The sequence below is a fragment of the Flavobacteriales bacterium genome (genome assembly GCA_016700415.1).
GTDB lineage: Bacteria > Bacteroidota > Bacteroidia > Flavobacteriales_F > PHOS-HE28 > PHOS-HE28.
The window spans coordinates 349,015-372,950 of record CP065018.1 but is presented as its reverse complement, the minus strand read 5'-3'; the positions used below and the strand labels follow the sequence as shown (position 1 = coordinate 372,950).

Annotated in this window: 17 protein-coding genes; 8 read left to right on the top strand and 9 right to left on the bottom strand. The window is 60.4% G+C overall.

Features of this window, described 5'->3' with window-relative positions; genetic code table 11:
- Positions 1–52: 52 nt before the first annotated feature.
- Positions 53–3,934, top strand: a complete 3,882-nt coding sequence (locus IPP95_01530) for a lamin tail domain-containing protein (protein ID QQS72937.1) — start codon at positions 53–55, stop codon at positions 3,932–3,934.
- A 102-nt stretch (positions 3,935–4,036) separates the two neighbouring features.
- Here IPP95_01530 and IPP95_01525 read toward each other — a convergent pair whose 3' ends face one another.
- Positions 4,037–4,840, bottom strand: coding sequence for a universal stress protein (locus tag IPP95_01525; protein QQS72936.1), 804 nt, complete (start codon positions 4,838–4,840; stop codon positions 4,037–4,039).
- A gap of 147 nt (positions 4,841–4,987) precedes the next feature.
- Between IPP95_01525 and IPP95_01520 the strand changes: the two genes are divergently transcribed.
- Positions 4,988–5,380 (top strand): hypothetical protein, encoded by a 393-nt coding sequence (locus IPP95_01520; protein ID QQS72935.1) that lies wholly within the window; start codon positions 4,988–4,990, stop codon positions 5,378–5,380.
- A gap of 16 nt (positions 5,381–5,396) precedes the next feature.
- Here IPP95_01520 and bshC read toward each other — a convergent pair whose 3' ends face one another.
- A complete protein-coding gene (bshC, locus tag IPP95_01515; protein QQS72934.1) occupies positions 5,397–6,977 on the bottom strand; it encodes a bacillithiol biosynthesis cysteine-adding enzyme BshC in 1,581 nt (526 codons plus the stop codon).
- A 90-nt stretch (positions 6,978–7,067) separates the two neighbouring features.
- Between bshC and IPP95_01510 the strand changes: the two genes are divergently transcribed.
- The 3 genes from IPP95_01510 (at position 7,068) to IPP95_01500 (ending at position 10,474) form a co-directional block, all read left to right on the top strand.
- Positions 7,068–8,672, top strand: coding sequence for a DUF4384 domain-containing protein (locus IPP95_01510; protein ID QQS72933.1), 1,605 nt, complete (start codon positions 7,068–7,070; stop codon positions 8,670–8,672).
- Between the two features lie 88 nt (positions 8,673–8,760).
- On the top strand, positions 8,761–9,255 hold the full coding sequence (locus tag IPP95_01505; protein QQS72932.1) for a heme-binding domain-containing protein: 495 nt from the start codon (positions 8,761–8,763) through the stop codon (positions 9,253–9,255).
- A gap of 151 nt (positions 9,256–9,406) precedes the next feature.
- The gene (locus IPP95_01500; protein QQS72931.1) at positions 9,407–10,474 is read left to right on the top strand and encodes an SAM-dependent methyltransferase; all 1,068 of its coding nucleotides are present in this window, start codon (positions 9,407–9,409) and stop codon (positions 10,472–10,474) included.
- Between the two features lie 51 nt (positions 10,475–10,525).
- On the opposite strand, the gene rimO is transcribed toward IPP95_01500, so the two are convergent.
- From rimO to IPP95_01470, 6 genes are all read right to left on the bottom strand, one after another.
- Positions 10,526–11,836 carry a 30S ribosomal protein S12 methylthiotransferase RimO gene (gene rimO, locus IPP95_01495; protein QQS72930.1) on the bottom strand — a complete coding sequence of 437 codons (1,311 nt, stop codon included), beginning with the start codon at positions 11,834–11,836 and terminating at the stop codon, positions 10,526–10,528.
- Between the two features lie 18 nt (positions 11,837–11,854).
- On the bottom strand, positions 11,855–13,537 hold the full coding sequence (locus IPP95_01490) for an STAS domain-containing protein (protein ID QQS72929.1): 1,683 nt from the start codon (positions 13,535–13,537) through the stop codon (positions 11,855–11,857).
- Positions 13,537–14,490, bottom strand: coding sequence for a signal recognition particle-docking protein FtsY (ftsY, locus tag IPP95_01485; GenBank protein QQS72928.1), 954 nt, complete (start codon positions 14,488–14,490; stop codon positions 13,537–13,539). The genes IPP95_01490 and ftsY overlap by 1 nt, the downstream gene beginning before the upstream one ends.
- A 65-nt stretch (positions 14,491–14,555) precedes the next feature.
- Entirely contained in the window at positions 14,556–14,714 is a 159-nt protein-coding gene (locus tag IPP95_01480) for a DUF4295 family protein (protein ID QQS72927.1), read from the bottom strand.
- A gap of 1 nt (position 14,715) precedes the next feature.
- The gene (rpmG, locus tag IPP95_01475) at positions 14,716–14,898 is read right to left on the bottom strand and encodes a 50S ribosomal protein L33 (protein ID QQS72926.1); all 183 of its coding nucleotides are present in this window, start codon (positions 14,896–14,898) and stop codon (positions 14,716–14,718) included.
- 85 nt (positions 14,899–14,983) lie between these two features.
- Entirely contained in the window at positions 14,984–15,931 is a 948-nt protein-coding gene (locus tag IPP95_01470) for a LysR family transcriptional regulator (protein ID QQS72925.1), read from the bottom strand.
- A 160-nt stretch (positions 15,932–16,091) separates the two neighbouring features.
- Here IPP95_01470 and katG point away from each other — a divergent pair, with 160 nt between their 5' ends.
- From katG to IPP95_01455, 3 genes are all read left to right on the top strand, one after another.
- Entirely contained in the window at positions 16,092–18,335 is a 2,244-nt protein-coding gene (gene katG / locus IPP95_01465) for a catalase/peroxidase HPI (GenBank protein QQS72924.1), read from the top strand.
- A 621-nt stretch (positions 18,336–18,956) separates the two neighbouring features.
- The gene (locus tag IPP95_01460) at positions 18,957–19,499 is read left to right on the top strand and encodes a peroxiredoxin (protein QQS74169.1); all 543 of its coding nucleotides are present in this window, start codon (positions 18,957–18,959) and stop codon (positions 19,497–19,499) included.
- Positions 19,500–19,501: 2 nt separating this feature from the next.
- Positions 19,502–20,101, top strand: a complete 600-nt coding sequence (locus IPP95_01455) for a carboxymuconolactone decarboxylase family protein (protein ID QQS72923.1) — start codon at positions 19,502–19,504, stop codon at positions 20,099–20,101.
- Positions 20,102–20,209: 108 nt separating this feature from the next.
- Here the strand turns inward: IPP95_01455 and IPP95_01450 are convergent, their stop codons facing one another.
- The gene (locus IPP95_01450; GenBank protein ID QQS72922.1) at positions 20,210–23,878 is read right to left on the bottom strand and encodes a PQQ-dependent sugar dehydrogenase; all 3,669 of its coding nucleotides are present in this window, start codon (positions 23,876–23,878) and stop codon (positions 20,210–20,212) included.
- Between the last annotated feature and the right edge of the window lie 58 nt (positions 23,879–23,936).

Genomic DNA, 23,936 nt, shown 5'->3' with positions numbered 1-23,936 from the left:
TCCTATTCCACGTTCGTGGTTTGGACCTTGAAAATGACGATATTTGTATGAGATGATGGGATGCTCCACCGATATCACCCGCCTTGATCTGCCCGCACGCCCGCGCAACGCAAGGGCGAGGCGCTCCCTCACATTGCTGCTGGCAGGGGCCATGGCCGCAGTGGCCAGCGCACAGGCCACCGACCTCATCATTTCGGAATACTTGGAGGGCAGCAGCAACAACAAGTACATCGAAATCTACAATGGAACAGCAGCCGGTATCAACTTGGCCAACTATCAATTAAGGTTGTATGCCAATGGCAGTGGGACGGTGACCACGACCGGGGCACCGGCCATGACGGGTACACTTGCAGCTGGTGCAACAGTAGTTTACAAGAACTCGTTGGCCGCATTGGCAGTACCAGGCGAAATTACCAATTCAGCGGTGGCCTTCAATGGCGATGATGCCATTGATCTGTACAACACCGTGACCACCAGTACGGTTGACATCATTGGCAACATCGGTTGTGACCCCGGCACACAATGGACCGGCACCGGAGGTCGATCTACCTTGAATAAAACGCTGGTGCGGAAAGCCAACATCTGCACCGGAGTGACCAGCAACCCAGGATGGCCTCCTTGTACCTTCCCGACACTGGACTCCCAGTGGGATGTATTCAATGTAGACGATGCAACCCACCTTGGCAGCCACACCATGCTCTGCGGCCCTACGGTGAACTTCGACTTGGCCAGCAGCGCGGCCTTGGAAAGCGCGGGCACGGTAGCGGTGACCATGACGATCAGCCCGGTCACCACGGCGAGCACCACCTTCACCATCACCATTAATGGCAGCAGCACGGCCACTTATGGCGGTGCCAATGATTACACCACCTTCCCCGTTGGCCCCGGCACCATTTCCGTGACCGTGGGAGCGGGAATTGGCGCGGCCAGCTTCAACGTGATCATCAATGATGACGGACTGACCGAAGGCGACGAAACGATCGACTTCACCCTCACCAATGCCACCGGCGGCACTACGCTCGGTGCCAACCTCACCCATCAGTTCACCATCACGGACAACGACAACACGCCGACGATCGAGTTCAGCACGTTGAGCGTCACCGCGCTGGAAGGTGCGCCCGCGCAGACCTTCACCCTGAACATTGTCCCTCCCATCCATGCTTCCTTCACCGCGACCTTTACGGTTGCGAACGGACCCGGGGCGACCTATGGATTAGGAAATGATTATATCACCAATCCTCCTGCACCGGCGGCTACGTTCGTACGCAACGTTCCGCTCAATGCCGCCTCCGTAACATTTACCGCCACCCCACTATTGGACGGTTTACCGGAATCCACGGAGTGGGTCAAGTTCACCGTTTCCTCTGTGCCTTTGGGTTTCGCCATCGGTTCCAACGACAACGCCACCTTGTACATCGGCGATATCGATTCGCCCCCCACGGTCTTATCCCCCGGCGATCTGGCCATTGTGGGCGTGAACGCGAACACGAACGGTTGCAGTGGCGTCGCGGGTGACGACGAGATCAGCTTCTTCTGCTTCAAGGAGATCACCTATCACACGAAGATCATCCTGACGGACAATGGCTATTCGCGCTGCACCCCGGGCAAGTGGGGTACCGGCGAGGGCACCGTGGAGATGTATCGGACCGGGCCCGCGATCCCTGCGGGGCAGGTGATCACCTTCCGCGTCAACGGAAGCTCGCCGGGTATCAACAATGTCTATTCCGTAGCTCCGGACGCCAACTGGACCTGCGCCTCGATCGGCATTCTGGGCACCGCGCTCAACCTCAATGTGGGCGGCGACCAGCTCTTTTTCATGCAAGGCGATACATGGTTCCCGGGTACCAATAGCGGTAGCCATGATGCCACCTATGACGGCACCGTGCTCTACGCTTTCAGCACCGTCGCCCCGCCAAACTCGTGGAGCGCAAGCTGCGGATCCACCCAGCGCAGCGACCGGCCTCCCGGCGTGGAATGTTTCAGCATGGCGCCCACACTGGCCTCTGACTTCAACAAATACACGGGTCCCAACACCTTCGCCACGCAGCGGGACTGGATCATCCGTATCGACAACCAGGCCAATTGGGGCTCCTACCCGGACTGCGGGCAATACGACACCAACGGCTACAACTGGCTCACGGCGCCCATCATGAACATCACTGTAGGCACCATGACGAACGGGGTGTGGCGCGGGGCGATCAATACGGATTGGTTCGAGTGCAAGAACTGGGATGATGCGCGACTGCCCACCGCGGCCACCAACGTGTTGATCGGGAATCAAGCGGCCCAGAATTGCGTCGTAGGCTTGGGCACAGGGCTACAACCGGGCGGCACCGCCGTATGCGGATCGCTGCTGCAGACGTTCCCTCCCGGAACACCGAAGTCCTTGATCGTGGATGTCAACAGCACCCTGAATATCGGGGGCGCGCTAACGCTGAACTTTCCCTCCGGTGCCGGGGGCATCGTGACCTCGGTACTTGACAATGCCACCTTGAAAGCCGCCACGGTGAACTTGTCGGGATATACCCTCGGTGCGACACAAGCCAGCCTAAGGGCGGACCGGGTCGGCAGCCTTCTGCAGGTTTCCGGGGACATGAACATCAACCCGGGCGGCATGTTGGACCTGTATGGCTTGGGCGGGGGCACCTTGGAATTGGGCGGCGACTTCAACAATGCGGAGGACGCGGACCATTTCGAGGAGACCTTGAGCACCGTGGTCTTCAACGGCAGCACCGACCAGACGATCACCTCCGCGGTATGGAATGAGGCTTTCTATAACTTGACCATGAACAAGTCCGGCGGGGACCTGCTGCTGACCAATTACTTAACGGTGAACAAGGTCTTGAACTTCACCCAGGGCCGGATACTCTCCAGCACGGCCACACTGCTGACGTTGAGCGCCACGGGGATCCCGGCGAACATGAGCAACGCCAGCCACGTGGACGGCCCGATGCAGAAGATCGGCGACACGAACATTGTCTTCCCCATCGGCAAGAACAACCTGTACAGGCCCGCTGCCCTCTCCACCATCTCCGGCGGCGCCGCCGTCGCCTTCACCGCCGAGTATTTCAACGCCTCCCCCACCACCACGCTCGGGCCCACCGGTCTGGACCATGATGCCACCTTGCACCATGTGAGCGCCTGCGAGTACTGGCGGATCGACCGCAGCAGCGGCGTACCGAATGCTTTCGTCTCCCTTAGCTGGGTGGACCCCGTGAGCTGTAGCGTGACCTTCTTGCCGACCCTGCAAGTGGCCTATTGGACCGGTGTATTATGGACGGCCCGTGGCAACGGTGGCACGAATGGGACCACCGCTGCCGGCGGGATCATATCGGGTTCCCAACAGAGCTCCTTCCTCCAATCGGCGAATTACTGGACGCTGGGCTCGCTCACCAATGCGAACCCGCTGCCCATTGAGCTGCTTTCCTTCACCGCGCAGCCCAATGGCGGTCAGGTGGACCTGGAATGGCGGACGGCAAGCGAGCAGAACAATGACCACTTCACGGTGGAACGGAGCGCGGACGCGGTAGCCTTCACCGCCCTGCTGCAGGTGCCGGGCGCGGGCAACAGCCAGAGCGTGATCGACTATGCCGATGTGGACCCCTCGCCGCTGGACGGCCTCAGCTACTACCGCCTGCGCCAAACGGACCTCGACGGCACCACCGAGGTGAGCGATGCGGTGCCGGTGTATTTCAGCGGCGGCCGCGGCCAGCCCCTGCAAGTGCTCTACGGCGACGATGGCCTCTTCCTGATGCACGACTTCGCCCCCGGCAGCACGCTGGAGGTAATGGACATCGCAGGCCGCGTGGTGGGCAGCACGGGCATCACGGCCAAGGGCCTGGTGAAGGTGCCGCTGGACGCCATGGCGCACGGGGTGTACCTGCTGCGCATGACCGATGGTGCGCGGACGGAGAGCACGCGGGTAGCTTTTTAGGAATGCTGAAATGTGAAAGCTGACCGGGAAAGTTGAAAGTGGAAAGCTGAAGGCTGAAAACGACTGCTCGTTTTCCACTTTCAGCTTTCCACTTTCCTATTTTCAATGACCTTCCCGCAGCACCAGCAGCGGCACGGTAGTGTGCAGGGCCATGCGCTTGGAGGTGCTGGCCAAAAAGATGCGCTTCCAGAAACTGCGTTCGCGGTGTACCACGGCCACCAAGTGGATCTGCCGTTCCACCACCATGCGGTCCATCGCCCCGGTTACCCCGTCGCTGTCCACGGTGACGAAGGAATGGGGGATGTCGCCAAAGCTGGTCGATAGTTTCCGCAGGTGCTCCTTGGTCCTCGGGTCCTCCGCGGGATTTCCGACGTACAGCACCGTGACGTGTGCGCCCGTGCGCTCGGCGATCCCCAGCAGCGGCGCCATGCCGGCGTTTGTGATCCCCTGGCCGTCATCGGCAAAGAGGATGCGCTTGATCGGCGCTGATCTCCATTCTGCCGGAACGGTGATCACTGCGGGCACGCCCCCGGTCACCACCGCCGAGGTGTTGTGCCCCACCCGGCCATAGTTCCCTTCGCCCTGGGTGCCCATCACCACCACGTCCACGGGCTTCTTCCGGTGGACCTCCTGGACGGCCCGGGTCAATTCATGGAAGGTGGCGACCTGACCGATGTACACCTTGCCCTCATGTTTCCGGCAGCGCCGCTCCACCCGCCGCAGTCCGTTCCGCGAGGCGCGCTCCGTGTCCGGCATCGGGGGCAGGAGCACGTTGCCGTAGGCCGGCTTCAGATAAGTGTTCAGCAGGGTGTAACGGGCGTCCTCCGCGCCGTACAGGTCCATGGCGAAATAGGCCGCCTTGACGGAGGTCCCGCTGAAATCCGTGGGGAGCAGTATGTGCTTCATGGTGCAATTGGTCAGATGTAAAGTTGGGCATGATCGCGCGGACTGAAAGCGACGATCGTCACTTTCCACCGCAGCTCGAATGGCCATCTTTGCGGAACACCGCCCCCGGCGCCGATATCCGGCCATGGCGACAACAACCTACACGTGATGAAGGACGGGAAACAAGATGTGTACGCAGGCCTCGGCCACCTCTTTTACAGCATTGCCGCAAGCGATGGCCACGTGGTACCGACCGAGATCCAAAAGCTGAAGAAGCTGGTGAAGGACCAGTGGATGCCGTTGGAACCCGAAAGGGACAGTGCCGGGAGCGATCTGGCCTATTACATCGAGATCGGCTTCGACCATGCGAACGATGCACACATGACGCCGGATGTCGCCTTCGAACGGTTCAAGGCCGTGCATGCCGGGCACCCTGCGGAGTTCGATGAGAGCACCCGCAACATGGTCGTCCGCACGGCCAAGGCCATCGCCCAAGCCTTCGCCGGCAAGAGCAAGGCCGAAGAGCGCATGATCGCACGGTTGGAGGAGGTGTTCAAGTAGGCCGGCAGGTGCGTCCTTATCCGGGCAGCACCTTGAACCGCGCGTCCAGCGGGTCCAGTTCCGCCAACAGGCGATCAAAGAAGGCCGGGCCTTCGCGCACGTACCACGGCATGAAGTTCTCGCGCCGCTCCTGCAGACCACCACCGGGGAAGAGGTGCTCATGCATCCGGGCAAGCTGCTCCAGCGGTGCTTCCTGTTCCCGCTTGGCGGCCCGCACCAGCTTATTGCCCATGGCGTCCAAGCCGTGCATGGCCCGCACGGCAATGGCATGTGCGGCTCCTTCCAGCGTGGGGTCGGCGGCACGGACACGGGCCGCCAACGCGGCATAGAAGCGTTCGGCCTCTTCCTTTTCCGCCGTGATGGCCGTGGGGAAGGAGGCCTGTTCGGTGGCCAATTGTGCGCGCAATTCCTCCAGCGGACCGAAGAGGTCGGCCACGGTGAGGCCGAGCGCCTTCAGGCGGCCCAGGTCCTTGTCCCGGAGGAACGCGGCCGAGGTGCGCAGCAGCAGCACGGGCATGGGCACTTGCAACGCTTGGAACAGCCACTTCAGCTGGAACCAATAGGCCAGCTCTCCCCCACCACCGACGTAGGCGATGTTCGGCAGCACGGCCTCTTGGTACACCGGGCGCAGCAGCACGTTCGGTGAGAAATTTTCAGGATGCTGCTCCAGTTCCGCGAGCAGTTCATCCAGGTTGAAGGAAGGCCCGCCGTCCAGCACGTGGTAGCGGTCCCCTTGCAATTCGATGCGGCTGCGATGGCCGGGGCGCAGGTGGAAGAGGTTCATGTCCCGCGCATGGGCCTGCGTGCGCCAATGCACGGACAGCTTTTCATCGGCATAGCGAACGCTGCGCAGGGCCACCTGGTTCAGCAGTTCCTCGCGCATCAGGGGCGCGAACACGCGCTTGAGCCCCGGGTCGTCGCCATCGAGGATGAGGATGCCGTAGTGGCCGAAGAGCGCGTCCGTGAATAGGCGCGTGGCCTGCGCCAGATCATGTTCCGGGCGGTAGCATCGGCGCAACAGGGCGCGCAGCTCATCGGCATGGCTGCCGGGGCCCAGCCGTGCGTCCACCTCGTCCAGCACGGCGCTGATGCCATCGAGCTTCAAGCGGCCTACGGCGCCGGCGGTGGTCCCGGGCCAGACCACCTTCCTTCCGTGGATGAAGGTGTGGTCGATCTCCGGCCGGTCATGGTCCTCGGTGGCCATCCAGAACACGGGGACCACGGCGCGCTGGGCGGTGCTGAGCTGTTGTGCCAAGCGCACCACGTTGAGGATCTTGAACGGCAGATACAGCGGCCCGGTGAAGAGGCAGAGCTGGTGGCCGGTGGTGACGGTAAGCGTGTCCGGTTTGCGCAACAGGGCCAGGTTGGCGCGTACTTGCGGCCGCATCTCCATTTGCGCGTATTGCCGATCGAGCGCGTCGCAGAGCGTCCGCCGTGTTACCGCATCGAAGGCGCGGGCCTGCGCGGCGGCATGTAGCCCGTCCTCGTCCGCGCTCCAGCGATAGAACTCGCGCAGCCCCGGTACGGCATCCAGGTAGTCCAGCGCCAAGGGCGAGAACCGGCCCGTGTCGCGATAGGAAATGGCGGTGCGCTGCATGGGCCGCGAAGGTAACGGGCCGGCGCGGGGCGGAAAATCCGAAGGGAAAGCCGCGCAGGCGTATTTTTCACCGCACCAACAGCACCGCACATGCCCATACGGATGACCCCCGACGAGGGACGGAACGAAGGACGGCCCACTCCTCCTTCCGGCGGCGGCGGTCGTGGTGGCGGTGGTGGCGGCCTGTTGGGCAGCCTCCTTCCCTTGCTGCTCGGCTTCCTCATCAAGCGCCCGAAATTGCTGTTGGTGGCGGCGGTGCTCTTCGGCCTCTACTACTTCTTCGGCAACGGCTGCTCCGGCGACAGCGGCGGCGGCACCATCACCAACGAGGCCGGCCAACTGCTCACCTCGCGCGGTGCGGACTTCGACCCCGAGCTGTACGACCAGGCCGAGGTGTACGAGCCACTGGCGGACAATGTGGATGCCCCACTGCCGGAACGCGTGAGCTTGGAACAGTTCGCTCCGCGCCGGTTGAACCAAGGCCAGCAGGGATCGTGCGTGGCCTGGGCCAGTGCCTACGGCGCCCGCACCATCGTCCAGGCCGAAGCCACCAAGCAGGACCCGAACGGAACGGCCTTCAGCCCCAGCTTCCTCTACAACCAGATCAAGCTCGGAAACGATTGCCAAGGCGCGTACATCATGAACGCGATGCAGACGATGAAGGCCGCCGGCGTGCTGCCGTTGAGCGAATTCGCCTACACCGACGATAACTGCCGCAAGCTGCCGGACAGCGGCGACAAGCTGGCGGCCCAGCAGTACCGGATCAAAGGCTTCCAGCGGTTGAGCAAGGGCGGCGACGACCAGCGCACGGACATGCTGGCCATGAAACAGCAGCTCGCGCAGGGCTCGCCGGTGGTGATCGGCATGATGGTGGGCGGCAGCTTCATGCAGGGCATGGAAGGCCAGGACCTGTGGACGCCCACGCAGAATGACTACCGCCAGCAGGGCTTCGGCGGCCATGCCATGTGCGTGATCGGCTACGACGACTACAAGGTGAAGAACGAAAAGGCCGGCGGCGCCTTCCAGATCATGAACAGCTGGGGGCCGGAATGGGGCAACAACGGCATCGGCTGGGTGCGCTACAGTGACTTCGACATCTTCGCCAAGGAGGCGTATGCCGTGTATCCGCAGGGCGAAGGCGTGGACGTGAAGCCATCGGTGTTCGACATCCGCTTCGGGCTGGCGCAGGTGGACGCCAAAGGCAACGCGACGGGAAAGAACATCCCGCTGCGGCATGAGGCGGGCCGCGTGTTCCGCACCGTCACGCCCGTCCACAAGGGCGACCGCTTCAAGATCGAGGTGACCAACAACGCCGAGTGCTACACCTACCTCTTCGGCCTGGATACGGACGGCAGCACCTACGTGCTCTTCCCCTACACGCCGAAGCATTCGCCGTACTGCGGAATTACCGGCACGCGCATCTTCCCGAAAGATCAGAGCCTGACGGCGGACGAGGTGGGCAGCACCGACGTGATGGCGATCCTGGTGGCCGATCAGCCGCTGGATTATCCGAAGATCAACGCGGCCATGAAGGCGAACGCAGCGCAAGGCCTGGATGCCAAACTGGCGGCCGTGGTGGGGAATGAGCTGATCGATGCGGGAACGCCCACCTATAGCGAGGGCGGGACTTTCGGGGCGAAGGCCCCGGCGGAAAAAACCACGCTGGCCATTGTCCTGAAGATCGAAAAGCAATGAAGTGGGGCATCGTTCCGGCAATGCCAACGATCGTCAGTTTCCTAGCACGCGGGTGCGCTTAACTTTCTTGGATCAATTTAACCATTCCATGAAAAAGATCCTGTACATCCTGATCGCGATCATCGTTATCGCACAATTCATCCGGCCATCACGCATCGCCGAGCCCGTCGATCCCGCAACGGACCTGATCGCCGTGACGAAACCCGATGCCGAGGTGGAGCAGATGCTCCGGACGTCCTGCTACGATTGCCACAGCGGGCAGCCGCGCTATCCGTGGTACTTCGCCATCACCCCCGTGAACTGGATGTTGAACGAACACATCAAGGATGGGCGGGAGGACTTCGACGCTTCCACATGGGCCAGTGTGGAGGGCTACGACCGGGACCACCAGGCGAAGGAGGGCATGGAGGAGCTGGAAAAGAAGGAGATGCCCATTCCCGAATATTTCTATCTGGGGCGGCATGCCGATGCCAAGTTGACGGATGCGCAGAACAAGAAGCTCCATGCCTATTTCAAAAGCTTGCGGGACGGCTCATGGGACGTCGAGAAAGCCCGGCGGAAGGCCGCTGGCCAAGGCAAGTAGAAGATCCCCCGCGTGCTAAAATCAGGTAAGAGGGAAGCCAAGTGATCAGATCAGGAAGAGATCAACCCTTACATCCCTTACTTCCTTGACTATCATTGCCAACGCGTTAGCAACCGATCAAGCGAAAGCGGACCAACCAACAAACTGTGACATGCTACTGACCGCCAAGGAGATGACTGCCGTAAAGGCGCTGGAAAAGGCACACTGGATTGCTTTTGCGCCCTTCGTCTTCCAGGCTTCGGTATCACTTCGGAACCTGGGGATACTTGAATACATTTTTGACCAACGGCATGCAGGAGGCCCCACGGCCGCTGAAATAGCCGAAAAACTTTCACTCAGCCGCTATGGGGTGGAGGTGCTGCTGGAGATCGCGGAAACCTCGGATATTGTCTGCAAGGATCCGGATCTTCGGTATGAGCTGACCAAAGTGGGCTACTTCCTGAACTATAGCCCCACGGCCAGCGTGAACCTGAATTTCGCGAATGACGTTTGCTACAAGGGCCTTTTCCATTTGGAGAATTCCATTAAGAACGGAAAGCCGGAGGGCTTGAAGGAACTGGGCCAATGGAAGACGATCTATGAAGGCCTTTCGCAGTTGAAACCCTTGGAGCAAAAATCCTGGTTTGATTTCGACCACCATTATTCCGATCATATTTTCGAGGAGGCCATGGGAAGGATCTTCCTGAACAAGCCCCGGACCATTTTCGATATCGGAGGGAACACGGGGAAGTTCTCGATCCAATGTTGTTCGTTTGATCCAGAGGTACGCCTGAAGATCGTCGACCTGCCCGGGCAATTGGAAATGGCGCGCGTCAATGCCAAGGAAAATGGTTTCGAAGACCGGATCTCCACCCATCCCATTGATTGGTTGTCCGAAGACCCGCAGATCCCTAAAGGAGCCGACCTGATCTGGATGTCCCAGTTCCTGGATTGCTTCTCGGAAGAGGAGATCGTGAAGATCTTGAAAGTCTGTGCCGGGTCCATGGACGATCTCACCGAAGTGGCGATCGTGGAGACCTTCACCGACCGGCAGACGTTCAAGGCATCCCAATTCATCCTGGAAGCGACCTCGCTCTATTTCACGGTCCTGGCCAATGGGAACAGCAAGATGTATCCCTCCGGCGTGTTCAAGCGATTGATCGAGCAGGCCGGTCTCGAAGTGAAGGAGGACATCCGGCTTGGGGAATACCACACCATGTTGGTGTGCAGGAAGAAGTGAGGGAGGTGAAGGAGGTCCATAGACCGGATGGCCTGGAAGCCCTTCAATAACTCACACCGGCACCGCCGTCAGCTCGTGCTCCCGCGCCTCGGTGATGCGCACGTCCGCAAAATCACCCACGCGCAGGTGTCCGGCGGAAGTGGCGATCAGTACATCGTTGTCCACCTCCGGTGAATCGTGCTCGGTGCGGGCGTAGTAGTTGCCGCCTTCCACTTTGTCCACGAGCACCTTGAACGTCTTGCCGATCTTCTGTTGGTTGAGCTCGAAGCTGATGCCGCCCTGCAGTTCCATGATCTCCGAGGCACGTTGCAGTTTCACCTCGTCCGGCACGTCGTCCTCCATGCTGAAGGCGTGCGTGTCCTCTTCGTGGCTGTATGTGAATGCACCCAAGCGATCGAAGCGCATGCGCTCGATCCAGCTCAAGTTGTCGGCGTGGTCGGCCCCGGTCTCGCCCGGGAAACCGGCGATGAGCGTGGTGCGGATGCCGATGCCGGGCACCTCCTGGCGGATGGTGTCCACCAAGGCCTCGGTCTTCTCCTGCGTGATGCCCCGGCGCATGCGCTTGAGCATGTTCGTGCTGCCGTGCTGCAGCGGCATGTCGAGGTACTTGCAGATGTTGGAACGCTCCTTCATCACATCCAGTATCTCCATGGGAAAACCACTGGGGAAGGCGTAGTGCAGGCGGATCCAGTCGATGCCCTCCACATCGCTCAGCTGCGCGAGAAGTTCGTGCAGGTTGCGTTTCTTGTAGATGTCCAGGCCGTAGTAGGTAAGGTCCTGCGCGATGAGGATCAGTTCCTTGGTGCCGTTCGCGGCCAAGTGCTTCGCACTCTTCACCAAGGCCTCGATGGGCGTGCTGATGTGGTCGCCGCGCATCAGCGGGATGGCGCAGAAGGAGCACTTGCGGTCGCAGCCCTCACTGATCTTGAAGTAGGCGTAATGGACCGGCGTGGTGAGCAGCCGCTCCCCTACCAGTTCATGCTTGTAATCGGCCTTCAGGGTCTTCAGCAGGCGCGGCATGTCGCGGGTGCCGAACCAAGCATCGACCTGCGGGATACCGTCCTTGAGCTCGGGCGCGTAGCGCTGGCTGAGGCAGCCGGTAACGTAGACCTTCTCCACTTCTCCGCGATCCTTTGCATTGGCCCAGGACAGAATGGTATCGATGCTTTCCTGCTTGGCATTGTCGATGAAGCCGCAGGTATTGATCACCACCACGTTGTGGTCGCCGGAAGTGGACTCGTGCTCCACGGCGATGCTGTTCGCCTTCAGTTGGGCCATCAGCACCTCGCTGTCCACGGTGTTCTTCGAGCAGCCTAAGGTGACGACGTTCACCTTCGTGGGCTTGAGGGTCTTGGCTTTCATGGGTGCGGCGCCGCGAAGTTACCCGTTGTGCCTGCGAAGCACTTCGGCGAGGTCCTTGGCATGCAGCTCGGGAGTGAACCAGGCATGCTGTTCCAACTCTTCGAGCACGGACGGCCCGATGTCGGTGAGGTAGACGGTGCGCTTTCTGGCCTGCATGCCTTTTACGATGTCCTCGATGCGCTTCACGCCCGTGGCATCGATCAGGGGCACGTACTTCATGCGCAGCACCACCACGCGGTGCTTGTCGTTGATCTCCGCGAGCACTTGTTGGAACCGCAATGCGGCGCCGAAGAACAGGGGGCCGGTGATCTCGAAAACCTGAATGTCCTTGGGCAGGTCCTTGAGCTCCCGGTCCACTTCTCGCGTGGTGGAGCCGGTGCTTTCGGCCAGTGCAGGATGCAGTTCGGTCACGTCGGCCATGCGCTTCATGAAGATGAAGGCGGCGAGCACCATGCCCACCTCGATCGCCAGCACCAGGTCGAACAGCACGGTGATGCCGAAGGTGACCAGCAGCACGGCCAGGTCATAGCGGTTGCCTTTGACCGCGTTGCGGAAGTAGCTCCATTCGCCCATGTTCCAGGCCACCACCACCAGGATGCCCGCCAAGCAGGCCATGGGCACCAGGCCGGCAAGCGGCGCGGCCACGAGCATGATCACCAGCAGGGTAAGGGCATGGACGATGCCGCTGATCGGTGTGCGCCCGCCATTCTTCACGTTGGTGGCGGTGCGCGCGATGGCACCCGTGACCGGGATGCCGCCGAACATCGAGCTGAGCACATTCGCACCGCCCTGTGCCACCAATTCCATGTTGCTGCGGTGCCGCCCGCCGATCATGCCGTCGGCCACCACGGCCGAGAGCAGTGATTCGATACCGCCCAGAAGCGCGATGGCGATGGCGGGCTGGATGAGCTCGCGCATCGTGGCCATGTCCACCAAGTGAAGCTTGGGCATGGGAATGCTCGCGGAAATGGCCCCGAACCGGCTGCCGATGGTCTCCACGGGCAACTTCATGAAGTACACGGCCGCGGTGCAGACGAGGATCGCGGCCATGGGGCCGGGGATCACCTTGGTAACACGCGACAGATACAAGGACAACACCACGGAGACGATGCCCAAGGTGGTGGCCACCGGGTCGAGGGTATTGAAATGGCTGCCCAGTACGGCCCATTTGTCCAAGAAGCCAGCGGGCACCTCGGCGATCTGCAGGCCGAACAGGTCCTTCACCTGGGTGGAGAAGATCACCACCGCGATGCCTGCGGTGAAGCCCACCACCAAGGTGTGCGGGAAGTACTTCAGCAACTGCCCCGCGCGCAGGAAGCCCATGAGCATGATAAGGAAACCCGCCATGAAGGTGGCCAAGGTGAGCCCTTCGATGCCGTATTTATTGACGATGCCGAAGACGATGATGATGAAGGCCCCGGTGGGCCCGCCGATCTGCACACGGCTGCCGCCGAGGAGCGAGACCACCAGCCCGCCGATGATGGCGGTGATCAGACCTTTCTCCGGTGAAACGCCCGAGGCGATGGCGAAAGCGATGGCCAGCGGGAGGGCCACGATGCCCACGACCACACCGGCGATGATGTCCTTCTTGAGCTGTTCTTTGGAGATGCCGTCCTTCCACAAGGAATACAGCTTCGGGGTGAAGCCGAACTCGGACGGTTCCTTGCCGCCCCCCTGCTTAGCGGGTGCCGGAGAGTTCATCACTGGTCGCCGAAAAGGCTCTCAACAAAAGCCTCCTTGTTGAATACCTGCAGATCTTCCATCCCCTCGCCCACCCCAAGGTATTTGATGGGCACCTGGAACTGGTCGCTGATGCCGATGGCCACGCCGCCTTTTGCGGTGCCGTCCAATTTCGTCAACGCCAATGCCGTCACCTGTGTGGCCTTGGTGAATTCGCGCGCCTGCTCGATGGCGTTCTGACCGGTGCTGGCGTCCAGGACGAGCAATACTTCGTGCGGCGCCTCGGGTATCACTTTGCGCATCACCTGCTTCACCTTGGTGAGCTCGTTCATCAGGTTCACCTTGTTGTGCAGGCGGCCGGCGGTGTCCACGATCACCACGTCGATGCCTTTGGACTTGGCGCTCTCCACGGTATCGTAGGCCACGGCCGCAGGATCCGCGCCCATGCCCTGCTGCACCAAGGGAACCCCGGTGCGTTCGCTCCAGATCCTCAGTTGGTCCACTGCGGCAGCGCGGAAAGTATCGGCGGCCCCTAAGATCACGGTGTTGCCGGCCTGCTTGTAAGCATGGGCCAGTTTGCCGATGGTGGTGGTCTTGCCCACGCCGTTCACCCCCACCACAATAATGACATGGGGCTTGGCGCCGGTGATCTTGAAGGGTTCGCTGCCACCGTCCGCATCGCGCATCAGACCGGCGATCTCCGCACGCAGGATCCCGTTCAGTTCGGAAGTGCCGAGGTAGCCGTCCCGCTTCACGCGCTCTTGTACGCGTCCGACGATCTTCAGCGTGGTTTCCACGCCGACATCGCTGGTGACCAAGGTCTCTTCCAAGGCATCGAGGACTTCGTCGTCCACGTTGCTCTTCCCGACAATGGCCCGGGTGAGCTTGCCAAAGAGAGAGTTGCGGGAGCGGTCCAGGCCGGCGTCCAGCTGTTCTTTCTTCTCCTTACTGCCGAATAATCCGAATAGTGCCATGGCTGTTCAGCAAAAAGGCCCCCGCCGAGTTGGTGGAAGCCTTTTTGCCGGAAGGGATTGTGAAGTTACTTCTTGGCGGCGAGGGCTTTGTCCACGTCCTCCGCGGGCATCACCAGCTCATTGAACTTGTATCCGCCGGTGTTGCTGTTCTTCACCATGCGGATCACTTTCACGAACACCTTGGCGTCCGCCTTCTTCAACGATGCAACGGTCTTCTTTGCCATGTTACTTGATCTCTTTGTGAACGGTCATCTTGCGCATGATGGGGTTGTATTTCTTCAACTCCAGGCGCTCGGTGGTGTTCTTGCGGTTCTTCGTGGTGATGTAGCGGGAAGTGCCCGACAGGCCCGAGGTCTTATGCTCGGTGCACTCCATGATCACTTGTACGCGGTTTCCTTTCTTGGCCATCGATATGGGAATGGGGCGCGAATGTAATACGTTCCGGCTACGTGGCAAAATTACCGGGAAAACACGAGGGGAACGCTGAAGATGGTCAATCGACCGTCCCCACCGGCAGCACCTTCGGCGTCCGTACCTGCCGCAGGTGGGGCGCCACCCCGGCCAGCACATGTTCCCGCAGCAGTTGCAGGAGCCGGTCCTTCGCCGAGTGCCGGTAGGTTACCAGGCCGATCTCGCGCACCGGCACCGGAGAACGGAAATCGCGCAGGCGCGCTCGCTGTTCAGGCACCATGCCCACCGTGGCCAGTTCGGGCACCACCGTGAGCCCGCCCTGCACGTCGACCATCCGCATCAGGGCCTCGATGCTGCCGGACACGTACGCGAATCGACCGTTCCCGTCGCCCTGTTCCCGCAGTTCGCACAGGTCCATCACCTGCGAACGCAAACAATGACCCTCCTCCAACAGCCAAAGCCGGTCCGCATGGATCTCCGATGGCAACACGTAATGCTTCTTCCCGATGCCCTCTTCCGGCGAAACGTATAAAAGGAAGCGCTCATTGAACAACGGCTCCTCCTTCAGGCCCGCCACGCCCAGCGGGGTCGCCAGCAGCCCCACGTCCAATCGGCCATGGACCAGGCGCTCGGTGATCACCTCCGTAGTGAGCTCTTCCACGGACACTTTCAAGGCCGGATGTTTCTGCAACAGATCGCCTAAGAACAAGGGCAACAGATAAGGCGCCAAGGTGGGTATCATCCCGATCCGGAGCTCGCCGGCATGCTCCCCGCGCGTGGCGTCCGCCATTTCCTTGAGCAACTGCACCTCCTTCAATACCGACCGCGCCTGCTCCACCAGCACCTCCCCCTCCGCCGTGGGGACCACCGGGGACTTGCTCCTGTCGAAGAGCACCACGCCCAGTCCCTCCTCCAGCTTCTTCACCATGCTGCTCAACGTCGGCTGCGTCACGAAGCAGGCTTCCGCCGCCCGCGCAAAGTGCCGGTGCGTATCGATGGCCACTATGTACTGGAGCTGCTGCAATGTCATGATATACCAACTCTATGAGATGATCAAATATATCAATCAGGTCTATACGATCCGCAAGGGTACCTTCGGCTCAGCGCCGAGCGGGGTATTGCCTCAACCTGAGGGAACTCTCCGTAACCGGTAGAGGAAAAAAGAACTACTTGCATTCAAACCGACAAGAATGGAAAACAACCCGATCGGTACACAAGCCTCCCACGGCGAAGGGAAATGCCCGGTGATCCACGGCACCTCGCGCATATCCGTCTCGGGCCGAGGCAACCGTAACCGCGATTGGTGGCCCGACCACCTGAACCTGGGCTTGCTGCACCAACACAATCCCACCGGCAACCCACTGGGCCCGGACTTCAACTATACCGAGGCGTTCCAAAAGCTCGACTATGCAGCCCTGAAGAAGGACCTCAACACCCTGATGACCGACTCCCAGGACTGGTGGCCCGCTGACTGGGGACACTATGGTGGCATGTTCGTGCGCATGGCCTGGCACAGCGCGGGCACCTACCGCACCGGTGATGGTCGCGGCGGCGGAGGGCGTGGACAACAGCGCTTCGCACCCGTGAGCAGTTGGCCCGACAACGTAGGCTTGGACAAGGCACGCAGGTTGCTGTGGCCCATCAAGCAGAAGTACGGCAACAACCTCTCTTGGGCGGACCTGTTGATCCTCGCGGGCAACGTGGCGCTGGAGTCAATGGGCTTCAAGACCTTCGGTTTCGCAGGTGGCCGCGCGGACACTTGGGAGGCCGATCAGGACGTGTACTGGGGCAGCGAATCCGAGTGGCTCGCTACCAGCGACAAACCCAACAGCCGCTACACCGGCGATCGCGATCTGGAGGATCCGCTCGCTGCCGTTCAGATGGGCCTGATCTACGTGAACCCTGAAGGTCCTGATGGCAACCCGGATCCCGTGGCCAGCGGTCGCGATGTGCGCGACACCTTCGGTCGGATGGCCATGAACGATGAGGAAACCGTGGCCCTCATCGCCGGCGGGCACACCTTCGGAAAGGCGCACGGCGCAGGCGATACAGCCCTGGTCGGTCCCGCACCCGAAGCAGCACCCATCGAAGCCATGGGTCTGGGCTGGGCCAACAAGTTCGGCACCGGCGTGGGCGTAGATACCACCAACAGCGGCATCGAGGGCGCGTGGAAGCCGAACCCGACCAAGTGGGACAACGGCTACTTCGACATGCTCTTCGGCTACGAATGGGAACTCACCAAGAGCCCTGCGGGTGCCCAGCAATGGGTGGCCAAGAATTGCAAGGCGGAGCATATGATCCCTGATGCGCACGGTTCCGGCAAATCCTATCCGCCCATGATGACAACAGCGGACCTGGCCTTACGGTTTGACCCGATCTACGAGAAGATCTCGCGACGCTTCCACAAGGATCCACGAGCTTTCGCCGATGCATTCGCAAGGGCCTGGTTCAAATTGACGCACCGCGACATGGGCCCCAAGGCGCTCTACGTAGGACCTGAAGTGCCCTCTGAGGAATTGCTCTGGCAGGATCCCATCCCGGCCGTGGACCACAAGCTCATCGATGCCAAGGCCATCGCCGAACTCAAGGCCAAACTCCTCGCCTCCGGCCTCAGCATTTCGCAGCTCGTAGCTGCGGCATGGGCTTCGGCCTCGAGCTTCCGTGGCAGCGATAAGCGCGGTGGTGCCAATGGTGCGCGCATCCGTCTGGCACCGATGAAGACGTGGGCCGTGAACGATCCCGCAGCACTGGACAAAGCCCTTAGCGCCTTGGAGAAGGTGCAGAAAGACTTCAACGCTTCCGCGAAGGATGGAAAAAAGGTCTCCCTCGCAGACCTGATCGTGCTGGGAGGATGCGCTGCCGTGGAGAAAGCCGCGAAGGAGGCCGGCACCACGTTGACCGTTCCCTTCACCCCCGGCCGCACCGATGCAAGCCAGGAGCAGACCGATGTGGAAAGCTTCTCCGTGATGGAGCCACAAGCCGATGGTTTCCGCAATTGGCAGAAGATGGCCTACAGCGTTCCTGCTGAAGAGATGCTCGTGGACAAGGCACAACTGCTCACCCTGAGCGCACCGGAAATGACGGTGCTCTTGGGCGGTTTGCGCGTGCTGGGCGCCAACACTGGCGGATCCAAACACGGTGTGCTCACCGATCGCCCCGGCCAACTCACCAACGACTTCTTCGTGAACCTGGTGGACATGCGCACCGCGTGGGCACCGAAAGCTGGCGAGGAAGGCCTCTACGCGTCGCACGACCGCAAGACCGGCGATCGCAAATGGACAGCGACCCGCGTGGACCTGATCTTCGGATCCAACGCACAGCTGCGCGCCCTCTCTGAGGTCTATGCCCAGATCGATGGCGCTGAGAAGTTCGTGAAGGACTTCGTTCTAGCCTGGACCAAAGTGATGGAACTGGACAGGTTCGACCTGAAGTGACCCCGCAAATTCTTAACAGATGGAGGGGGCTGTCCAAAATTGGGACGGCCCCTTTTTTTGCCTTTTCACGGATGGACCACATGGAGATCGATGAAAGGGGCTACCGATGGGCGATGACCTTGAAGGTCTTTTCAGATCGGGCAAACTGTCCTGGCAATGGGTCTTCCCACAGGGGGATCAAATACTTGCAGGCAGTACATCCTGTTCGTAGGGCACCTCCGAGACCCATTGGAACAAGGTCCCGACCATTGTTCTATCCGGCCGGATCCACCACACCATCCATGTGCATGCCTTCGGACCAGTGGCCTGTCACTAAGGAAGTTGGCAACAAGCCCCATGCACGGCCAAGGCCGACATCTCAGTCTTTTGTGTGCATCTCGATCGATCCGCCGCCCGCGCATAGTGCCGGTGCGTGTCGATCACCGTGATGTACTGGATCTACTGAACGGTCATCGTCCTTCAAACTGATCATTCATTCTATCAATGATATCATTAAAACATTCAGTTTGGTAAATAAAAACGATCTGCGACCTTTGCACCACGGAAAAAACGGCCGATGAGGCCATCAATTGAACAAGAGCAATGGAAACCAAAGGACAAGTGCAATTGGCCCCGCAGCGTATGGTGGGCCTCGGAAGCAAATTCCCGATCTTCAAGAAAAAAGCATGCGTGAGCATCGCAAAAGGCAAGGAGTTCACCGAGATCACCAGCGACGACATTACCAACACCCCAGGCCGTTGGACGGTGATGTTCTGGTGGCCGAAGGACTTCACCTTCGTATGCCCCACCGAGATCGCCGCCTTCAATAAAGCGTTCGGCGAGTTCAAGGACCGCGATACCCAACTGATCGGCGCCAGTACCGACAGCGAGTTTGTGCATGCCGCATGGCGCCGTGACCATGAGGACCTCCGCGACCTGAAATTCCCCATGCTTGCCGACACCAGCAAGAGCCTTTCCGAGGAGCTCGGCATCCTTACCGCCGACGAGAAAGTGGCCTATCGCGCTACCTACATCATCGACCCCGAGGGCATCGTACGCTGGGTGAGCGCCTACGACCTGAGCGTTGGACGCAGCGTGGACGAGGTGCTCCGCGTGCTGGACGCCTTGCAGACCGATGAACTCTGCCCCTGCAACTGGACCAAGGGCGAAGCGACCTTGAACTAAGGATGGCCGACCAGCCCCTGACCGCATACGAAGAAGGCACCGCCTCCTTGTTGGAGGAGGTGGGCCTTCCTGTGGACCATGCCAATTCCGCGCTTCGGCTCCTTGGGGCCGTGGGATCACGCTACAGCCGCGACCTGAAACTGAACCTGAAGGCCGTACTGAAGAGCGCCCACCTTTCAGAGAAGGAGGCCGCACTGTTGGCCCTGAGCGTCTCAGCGAACCAGAAGAACGGCGCGCTGATCGACCATTTCAAGGCCATGGCCCTAACGCAAGGCGCTTCCGATGAAGAAACGGCGGAGGCCGTGGCCTGTGCCAGTCTGCTCGCTGCGAACAACGTGCTCTACCGCTTCCGGCATTTCTCCGGCAAGGAAAAGTACAATGAAATGCGCCCGTCGCTGCGCATGAACATCATGATGAACCCCGCCACCGGCAAGCATTTATTCGAACTGATGAGCCTCGCCGTGAGCGCGGTGAACGGTTGCGAGCAGTGCGTAAAAAGCCATGAATCCTCGTTGATCGCCCTGGGTGCCCCCGAGGAACAGGTGTGGGACGCCATCCGCATCGCTTCCGTGGTCGCGAGCTACGACCGGATCGCCTACTGACCGCTCCGCAAGAACAAAAGGAGCCGCCCGAAAAGGCGGCTCCTTTTATTGTGAGCTGCTCCTATCCTGCCCGGATCCGTCGTGGCTCCGTCGGATATGGTATTCCGGTCAAGGCAATTGCTCCTCGCGCACCGCGCTCGGAACATTCCCCCCGACACTGATCAAAAGCTTGTCGCGGTCGTTCTGGGCCCCTGTGTACCGCACAAAGCCGTCCATGTCGAGATCTTCCGGGAAATATCCCGATACGCTGTGTGTAGGTATGCCCGAACCCACTGCGATCAACATGGGGTCGCGATCATTAGTGGCCCCGGTGTACTTCAAGCGTCCATCGTTCACCGAATTGCCGGACCATAAGCCGGATTTCCCGTTCGTGAACACTTTTTGCGCCCCGCCGCCATATGTTGCCAAGCCGGGATCCGTGAAGTCCACCGTAGCCACGTTCCTGTCGAGGAACACCTTCGATCCGGTCATCACGCCCAAATGGTTGCGGTGTCGCACAGCGACGTAGTATTGGTCGCTCGGAACGTTGAAGATGATCCGCGAATAGCCGTCCGTGCCCACTACATCGCCGTCGCGCTGTAGCAAGGCCGCCTGTGTGGCCGCGATCACCGATGGGTTCCCTTGGCTACGCAGTTCCACAAGTACCCAATCCACCACGGCGTTCTTACCGGTGACGTCCAACATGGCCTGTGAGACCGTTTCACCACCGCCCCCCACTTGGGCAAAACCCATGGCCGTATAGGGTTCTTGTAACGGTATGGCCATCATTGCGCGCAGATCGTCCTCCATTTGACCTGTACCCGCATCATACGGGCCGGCCAAGGCCAAGCGAAGCTTCAGGCTTGGCGGGCAATCCTCCCAGCGCGCCAAGTACGCCCCGTCCACCACAGTGAGGGTGGCATTGCCAGGCTGCGTCCAACGCGCCGTCATGTGGTCACCACTGCTTCCCTCCTTTTGGAGAAATTCGAAGTAATAGTACTTCCCAGCTACCAAGGCGATGTTCCCGCTCTGCTGGACCGGATATTTGTCGTATTGGGTGTCATTGGTAAACCCGGGAACGGAACAGATCGCCTGCTTCAGCGCGGGATCGGCGTTCAGGCTCAGGTAGAAAACGGAGGCATCGTCCGATGTCGTGTTGAACGTGTAGTTCCCCGTGCTCGGTGCGATGATGTAACCACGCATGCGGGTGCCGTAGTTGTTCGCGAAATTCACCGGTCCACGGATGCTCGTGGGGAAGGTGATGCCCGTAGGGGAATCCGGATAGCCGGGGCTATTGATCAAGGAGCTGACCGTGGACCCCGTGATGCCCGTCCAGTACTCCCGGAGTACACTTCCAGCAGGCCCCACACATTGTGGCGGGTCCAAGGTGTACACTGAGAACACCTTCACCGTGGAGGAGGAAAGCCCGTCGTTGTCGGTGACGGTCAGGGTTACTATATAATCACCGTTCTCGGTGAAGGTCTTGTTCACTGCCGCTCCGTTGTCGGTGGTGCCATCCCCAAAGTCCCAACTATAATTCACGATTGTACCGTTGTCCACGCTGCTGCTGCCGTCCATGGTGGCAGGGAACGGCGAGGTGCCATAGAACAACGGGGCGTTGATCACGGCCGTGGGAGCGATGGCGGAACAGTGCGGATAGAGGAAATGGGAGACCGTGGTGAACAGGCCCCCGGCATCGGTGACGGTGAGCCGCACTTCATAGTAATAAGTTTCCGAATAGCAGCCAAGTCCGGAGATCACCGATGAGGTGGTCACCGCGTGGTCCACCGGCTCGGAATGTACGTGCGTATTGTGATGGAAAACGGTCTGCCACGAATAGCTGAGCTGGGCAGGTCCGTGCTCCGCATCCGTCACCGAGGCCGCCAAGGTCATTGTCGTGTCCACGCCCACAGGGTAAAGCTGTCCGTTGGGGAAGCTGGTTATGTCCACGACCGGCGGGGTGTTGTTCACGCTCACAAGCAAAGTTGTGGTGTTAGGTTGATTCTGATCGTCCCGCACGGTAAGCGTGACCGTAAAGGTGGTGGGCACGCCCAGCGGGGCGATGAACTGATGTGAAGGGTCTGCAGTGATACTTGTCCCTCCATCGCCGAAATCCCACAGATAGGTCAGGGGACCGTTCTCCGGATCTGTACTGTTGGAACCTGTGAACTGAACGGTCAACGGGCCGGGACCGAACAGCACGTTCTGCCCGGCAACCGCAACAGGTGGCAGGTTCGTGACGCCCAATGGCGCTATTTTCCGGATCTGGCCGGTCTCATAACGCACATACCACAGTGCGCCGTCCGGGCCTTCCTTCAGGAACACCACTGCGCCAAGGTTGGTGCCAAAATCATAAACCTCAACGGCCTTATTGTCGGGGGTCACATTCACACGCCTGATCCACGCTCCTCCGTAATCCCCTTGGAAATAGCTGCCCTGATAGCCTGCCGGCCAACCGGTGCCGGTGATGAAGGTGCCGCCCACCGCTGCATTGCCGCCAAAGCGCGGGCCGGGCACGGGGGAGCTTGGATCGTCCAGGTCGTACTGTACCGCCGTATTCCCATTGAAGGCGCTACAACGGGATTGGTTGCCATGGACCCAATCGATCAAGGGCCTGTCGTTGGTGAAGATGTGGATGTTCGGCGGGATCAATGTGCCGGGATCGCACGGATTGGGCAGGCCGGTGGGATGCACCAAGGACTCCTGTTTGATCAGGTCGTGGAAGTCGAAATACCGCTTGGTACACAGCCCTTGTCCATACAGCGGGTTGGGTGCATCGATATTCTGCGTCCTCGCATTGAGGTAGGAGCCGTTCTCCTCCATGCCCTCGAAGATCGGCCAGCCAAAGTTCATGCCCGCTGAATAGCAGACGTTCAACTCCTCATAGTTGGTCCACCCCACATCGCCGATATAGAAGGCGCCGGGATCGCCAGCTGCCGGATCCGTGCTGCCCGTGCCCGGCCTATAGGTGAACCGATATGGGTTGCGCAGACCCAAGGCCCAAACCCGGCTTTGGGGGGACCTCGGGGCGGCCGGGTCATAAAACGGATTACTCGGCACACCGTTGCCGGTCTCCGGGTCGATGCGCAGCATTTTGCCGTTCATGCTGCTCAATAGCTGCGAGCGCATCGCCCCCACGTTCTCCGCAGGTGTAATGATGCTGTCCGCCAAGGCTTGTGCGAAGTAGGTCTGCGGATCACCGCCCACGTCGGCAGCGTTGTAACTGGCACCGTCACCTGCGGTTAGCATCAGGGTGCCGTCGCTGGCAAAGACCAATGCTCCCGTGCTGTGTGATTCATACAGCAAAGGAATGCCCGTCTTCTTTGTTTCACCGAGAAGCACCGTGCGACTATTCAGGTCCACGGATGTGAACGCCGGTCCGATCGCGGTATAGCGCGTCACCCGCATGATGGTGGCGCTTAAGTATTGGTCAGCGTCCGGATCGTATCCCGGTTGGCCGTAGTTCATCAGGTAGTTCCGGTCCACGGTGTAAAACAGGTAGATCCTCCCGTTGGAGAGGAAGGCCGGGTCCAAGGTGAAACCAAGGCATCCATGATCACGCCAATTGCCCACTTCCTCGCTGAGGTCGATCAACGGGACCGGAAGGCGCGTGCCGTTGTCAACGATCCACACTGTGCCGCTCTTCTCCCAGACGTACATACGGCCGTTGGCATCGAAAGTGAAGCCCACTGGCGCATTGAAGCCACTGATCACCACCGCATCGTTGAAACCGCTGGGCACGGTCTGTGCGACACTGGCCGGGACGGAAAAGAAAAAGCTGATCCAGGTGGCTCCCACCACCCTGAACAATAGAGATCTACACATCAGCACGCCGGTTTCGTCGGGCGAATTATTA

What these genes read in the sequence shown, in the direction of transcription:
- IPP95_01530 (QQS72937.1), top strand. Translation starts at nt 53, where the DNA reads ATGATGGGATGCTCCACCGATATCACCCGCCTTGATCTGCCCGCACGC.
- IPP95_01525 (QQS72936.1), bottom strand. Translation starts at nt 4,840, where the DNA reads ATGAAGCACATACTGCTCCCCACGGATTTCAGCGGGACCTCCGTCAAG.
- IPP95_01520 (QQS72935.1), top strand. Translation starts at nt 4,988, where the DNA reads ATGAAGGACGGGAAACAAGATGTGTACGCAGGCCTCGGCCACCTCTTT.
- bshC (QQS72934.1), bottom strand. Translation starts at nt 6,977, where the DNA reads ATGCAGCGCACCGCCATTTCCTATCGCGACACGGGCCGGTTCTCGCCC.
- IPP95_01510 (QQS72933.1), top strand. Translation starts at nt 7,068, where the DNA reads ATGCCCATACGGATGACCCCCGACGAGGGACGGAACGAAGGACGGCCC.
- IPP95_01505 (QQS72932.1), top strand. Translation starts at nt 8,761, where the DNA reads ATGAAAAAGATCCTGTACATCCTGATCGCGATCATCGTTATCGCACAA.
- IPP95_01500 (QQS72931.1), top strand. Translation starts at nt 9,407, where the DNA reads ATGCTACTGACCGCCAAGGAGATGACTGCCGTAAAGGCGCTGGAAAAG.
- rimO (QQS72930.1), bottom strand. Translation starts at nt 11,836, where the DNA reads ATGAAAGCCAAGACCCTCAAGCCCACGAAGGTGAACGTCGTCACCTTA.
- IPP95_01490 (QQS72929.1), bottom strand. Translation starts at nt 13,537, where the DNA reads ATGAACTCTCCGGCACCCGCTAAGCAGGGGGGCGGCAAGGAACCGTCC.
- ftsY (QQS72928.1), bottom strand. Translation starts at nt 14,490, where the DNA reads ATGGCACTATTCGGATTATTCGGCAGTAAGGAGAAGAAAGAACAGCTG.
- IPP95_01480 (QQS72927.1), bottom strand. Translation starts at nt 14,714, where the DNA reads ATGGCAAAGAAGACCGTTGCATCGTTGAAGAAGGCGGACGCCAAGGTG.
- rpmG (QQS72926.1), bottom strand. Translation starts at nt 14,898, where the DNA reads ATGGCCAAGAAAGGAAACCGCGTACAAGTGATCATGGAGTGCACCGAG.
- IPP95_01470 (QQS72925.1), bottom strand. Translation starts at nt 15,931, where the DNA reads ATGACATTGCAGCAGCTCCAGTACATAGTGGCCATCGATACGCACCGG.
- katG (QQS72924.1), top strand. Translation starts at nt 16,092, where the DNA reads ATGGAAAACAACCCGATCGGTACACAAGCCTCCCACGGCGAAGGGAAA.
- IPP95_01460 (QQS74169.1), top strand. Translation starts at nt 18,957, where the DNA reads ATGGTGGGCCTCGGAAGCAAATTCCCGATCTTCAAGAAAAAAGCATGC.
- IPP95_01455 (QQS72923.1), top strand. Translation starts at nt 19,502, where the DNA reads ATGGCCGACCAGCCCCTGACCGCATACGAAGAAGGCACCGCCTCCTTG.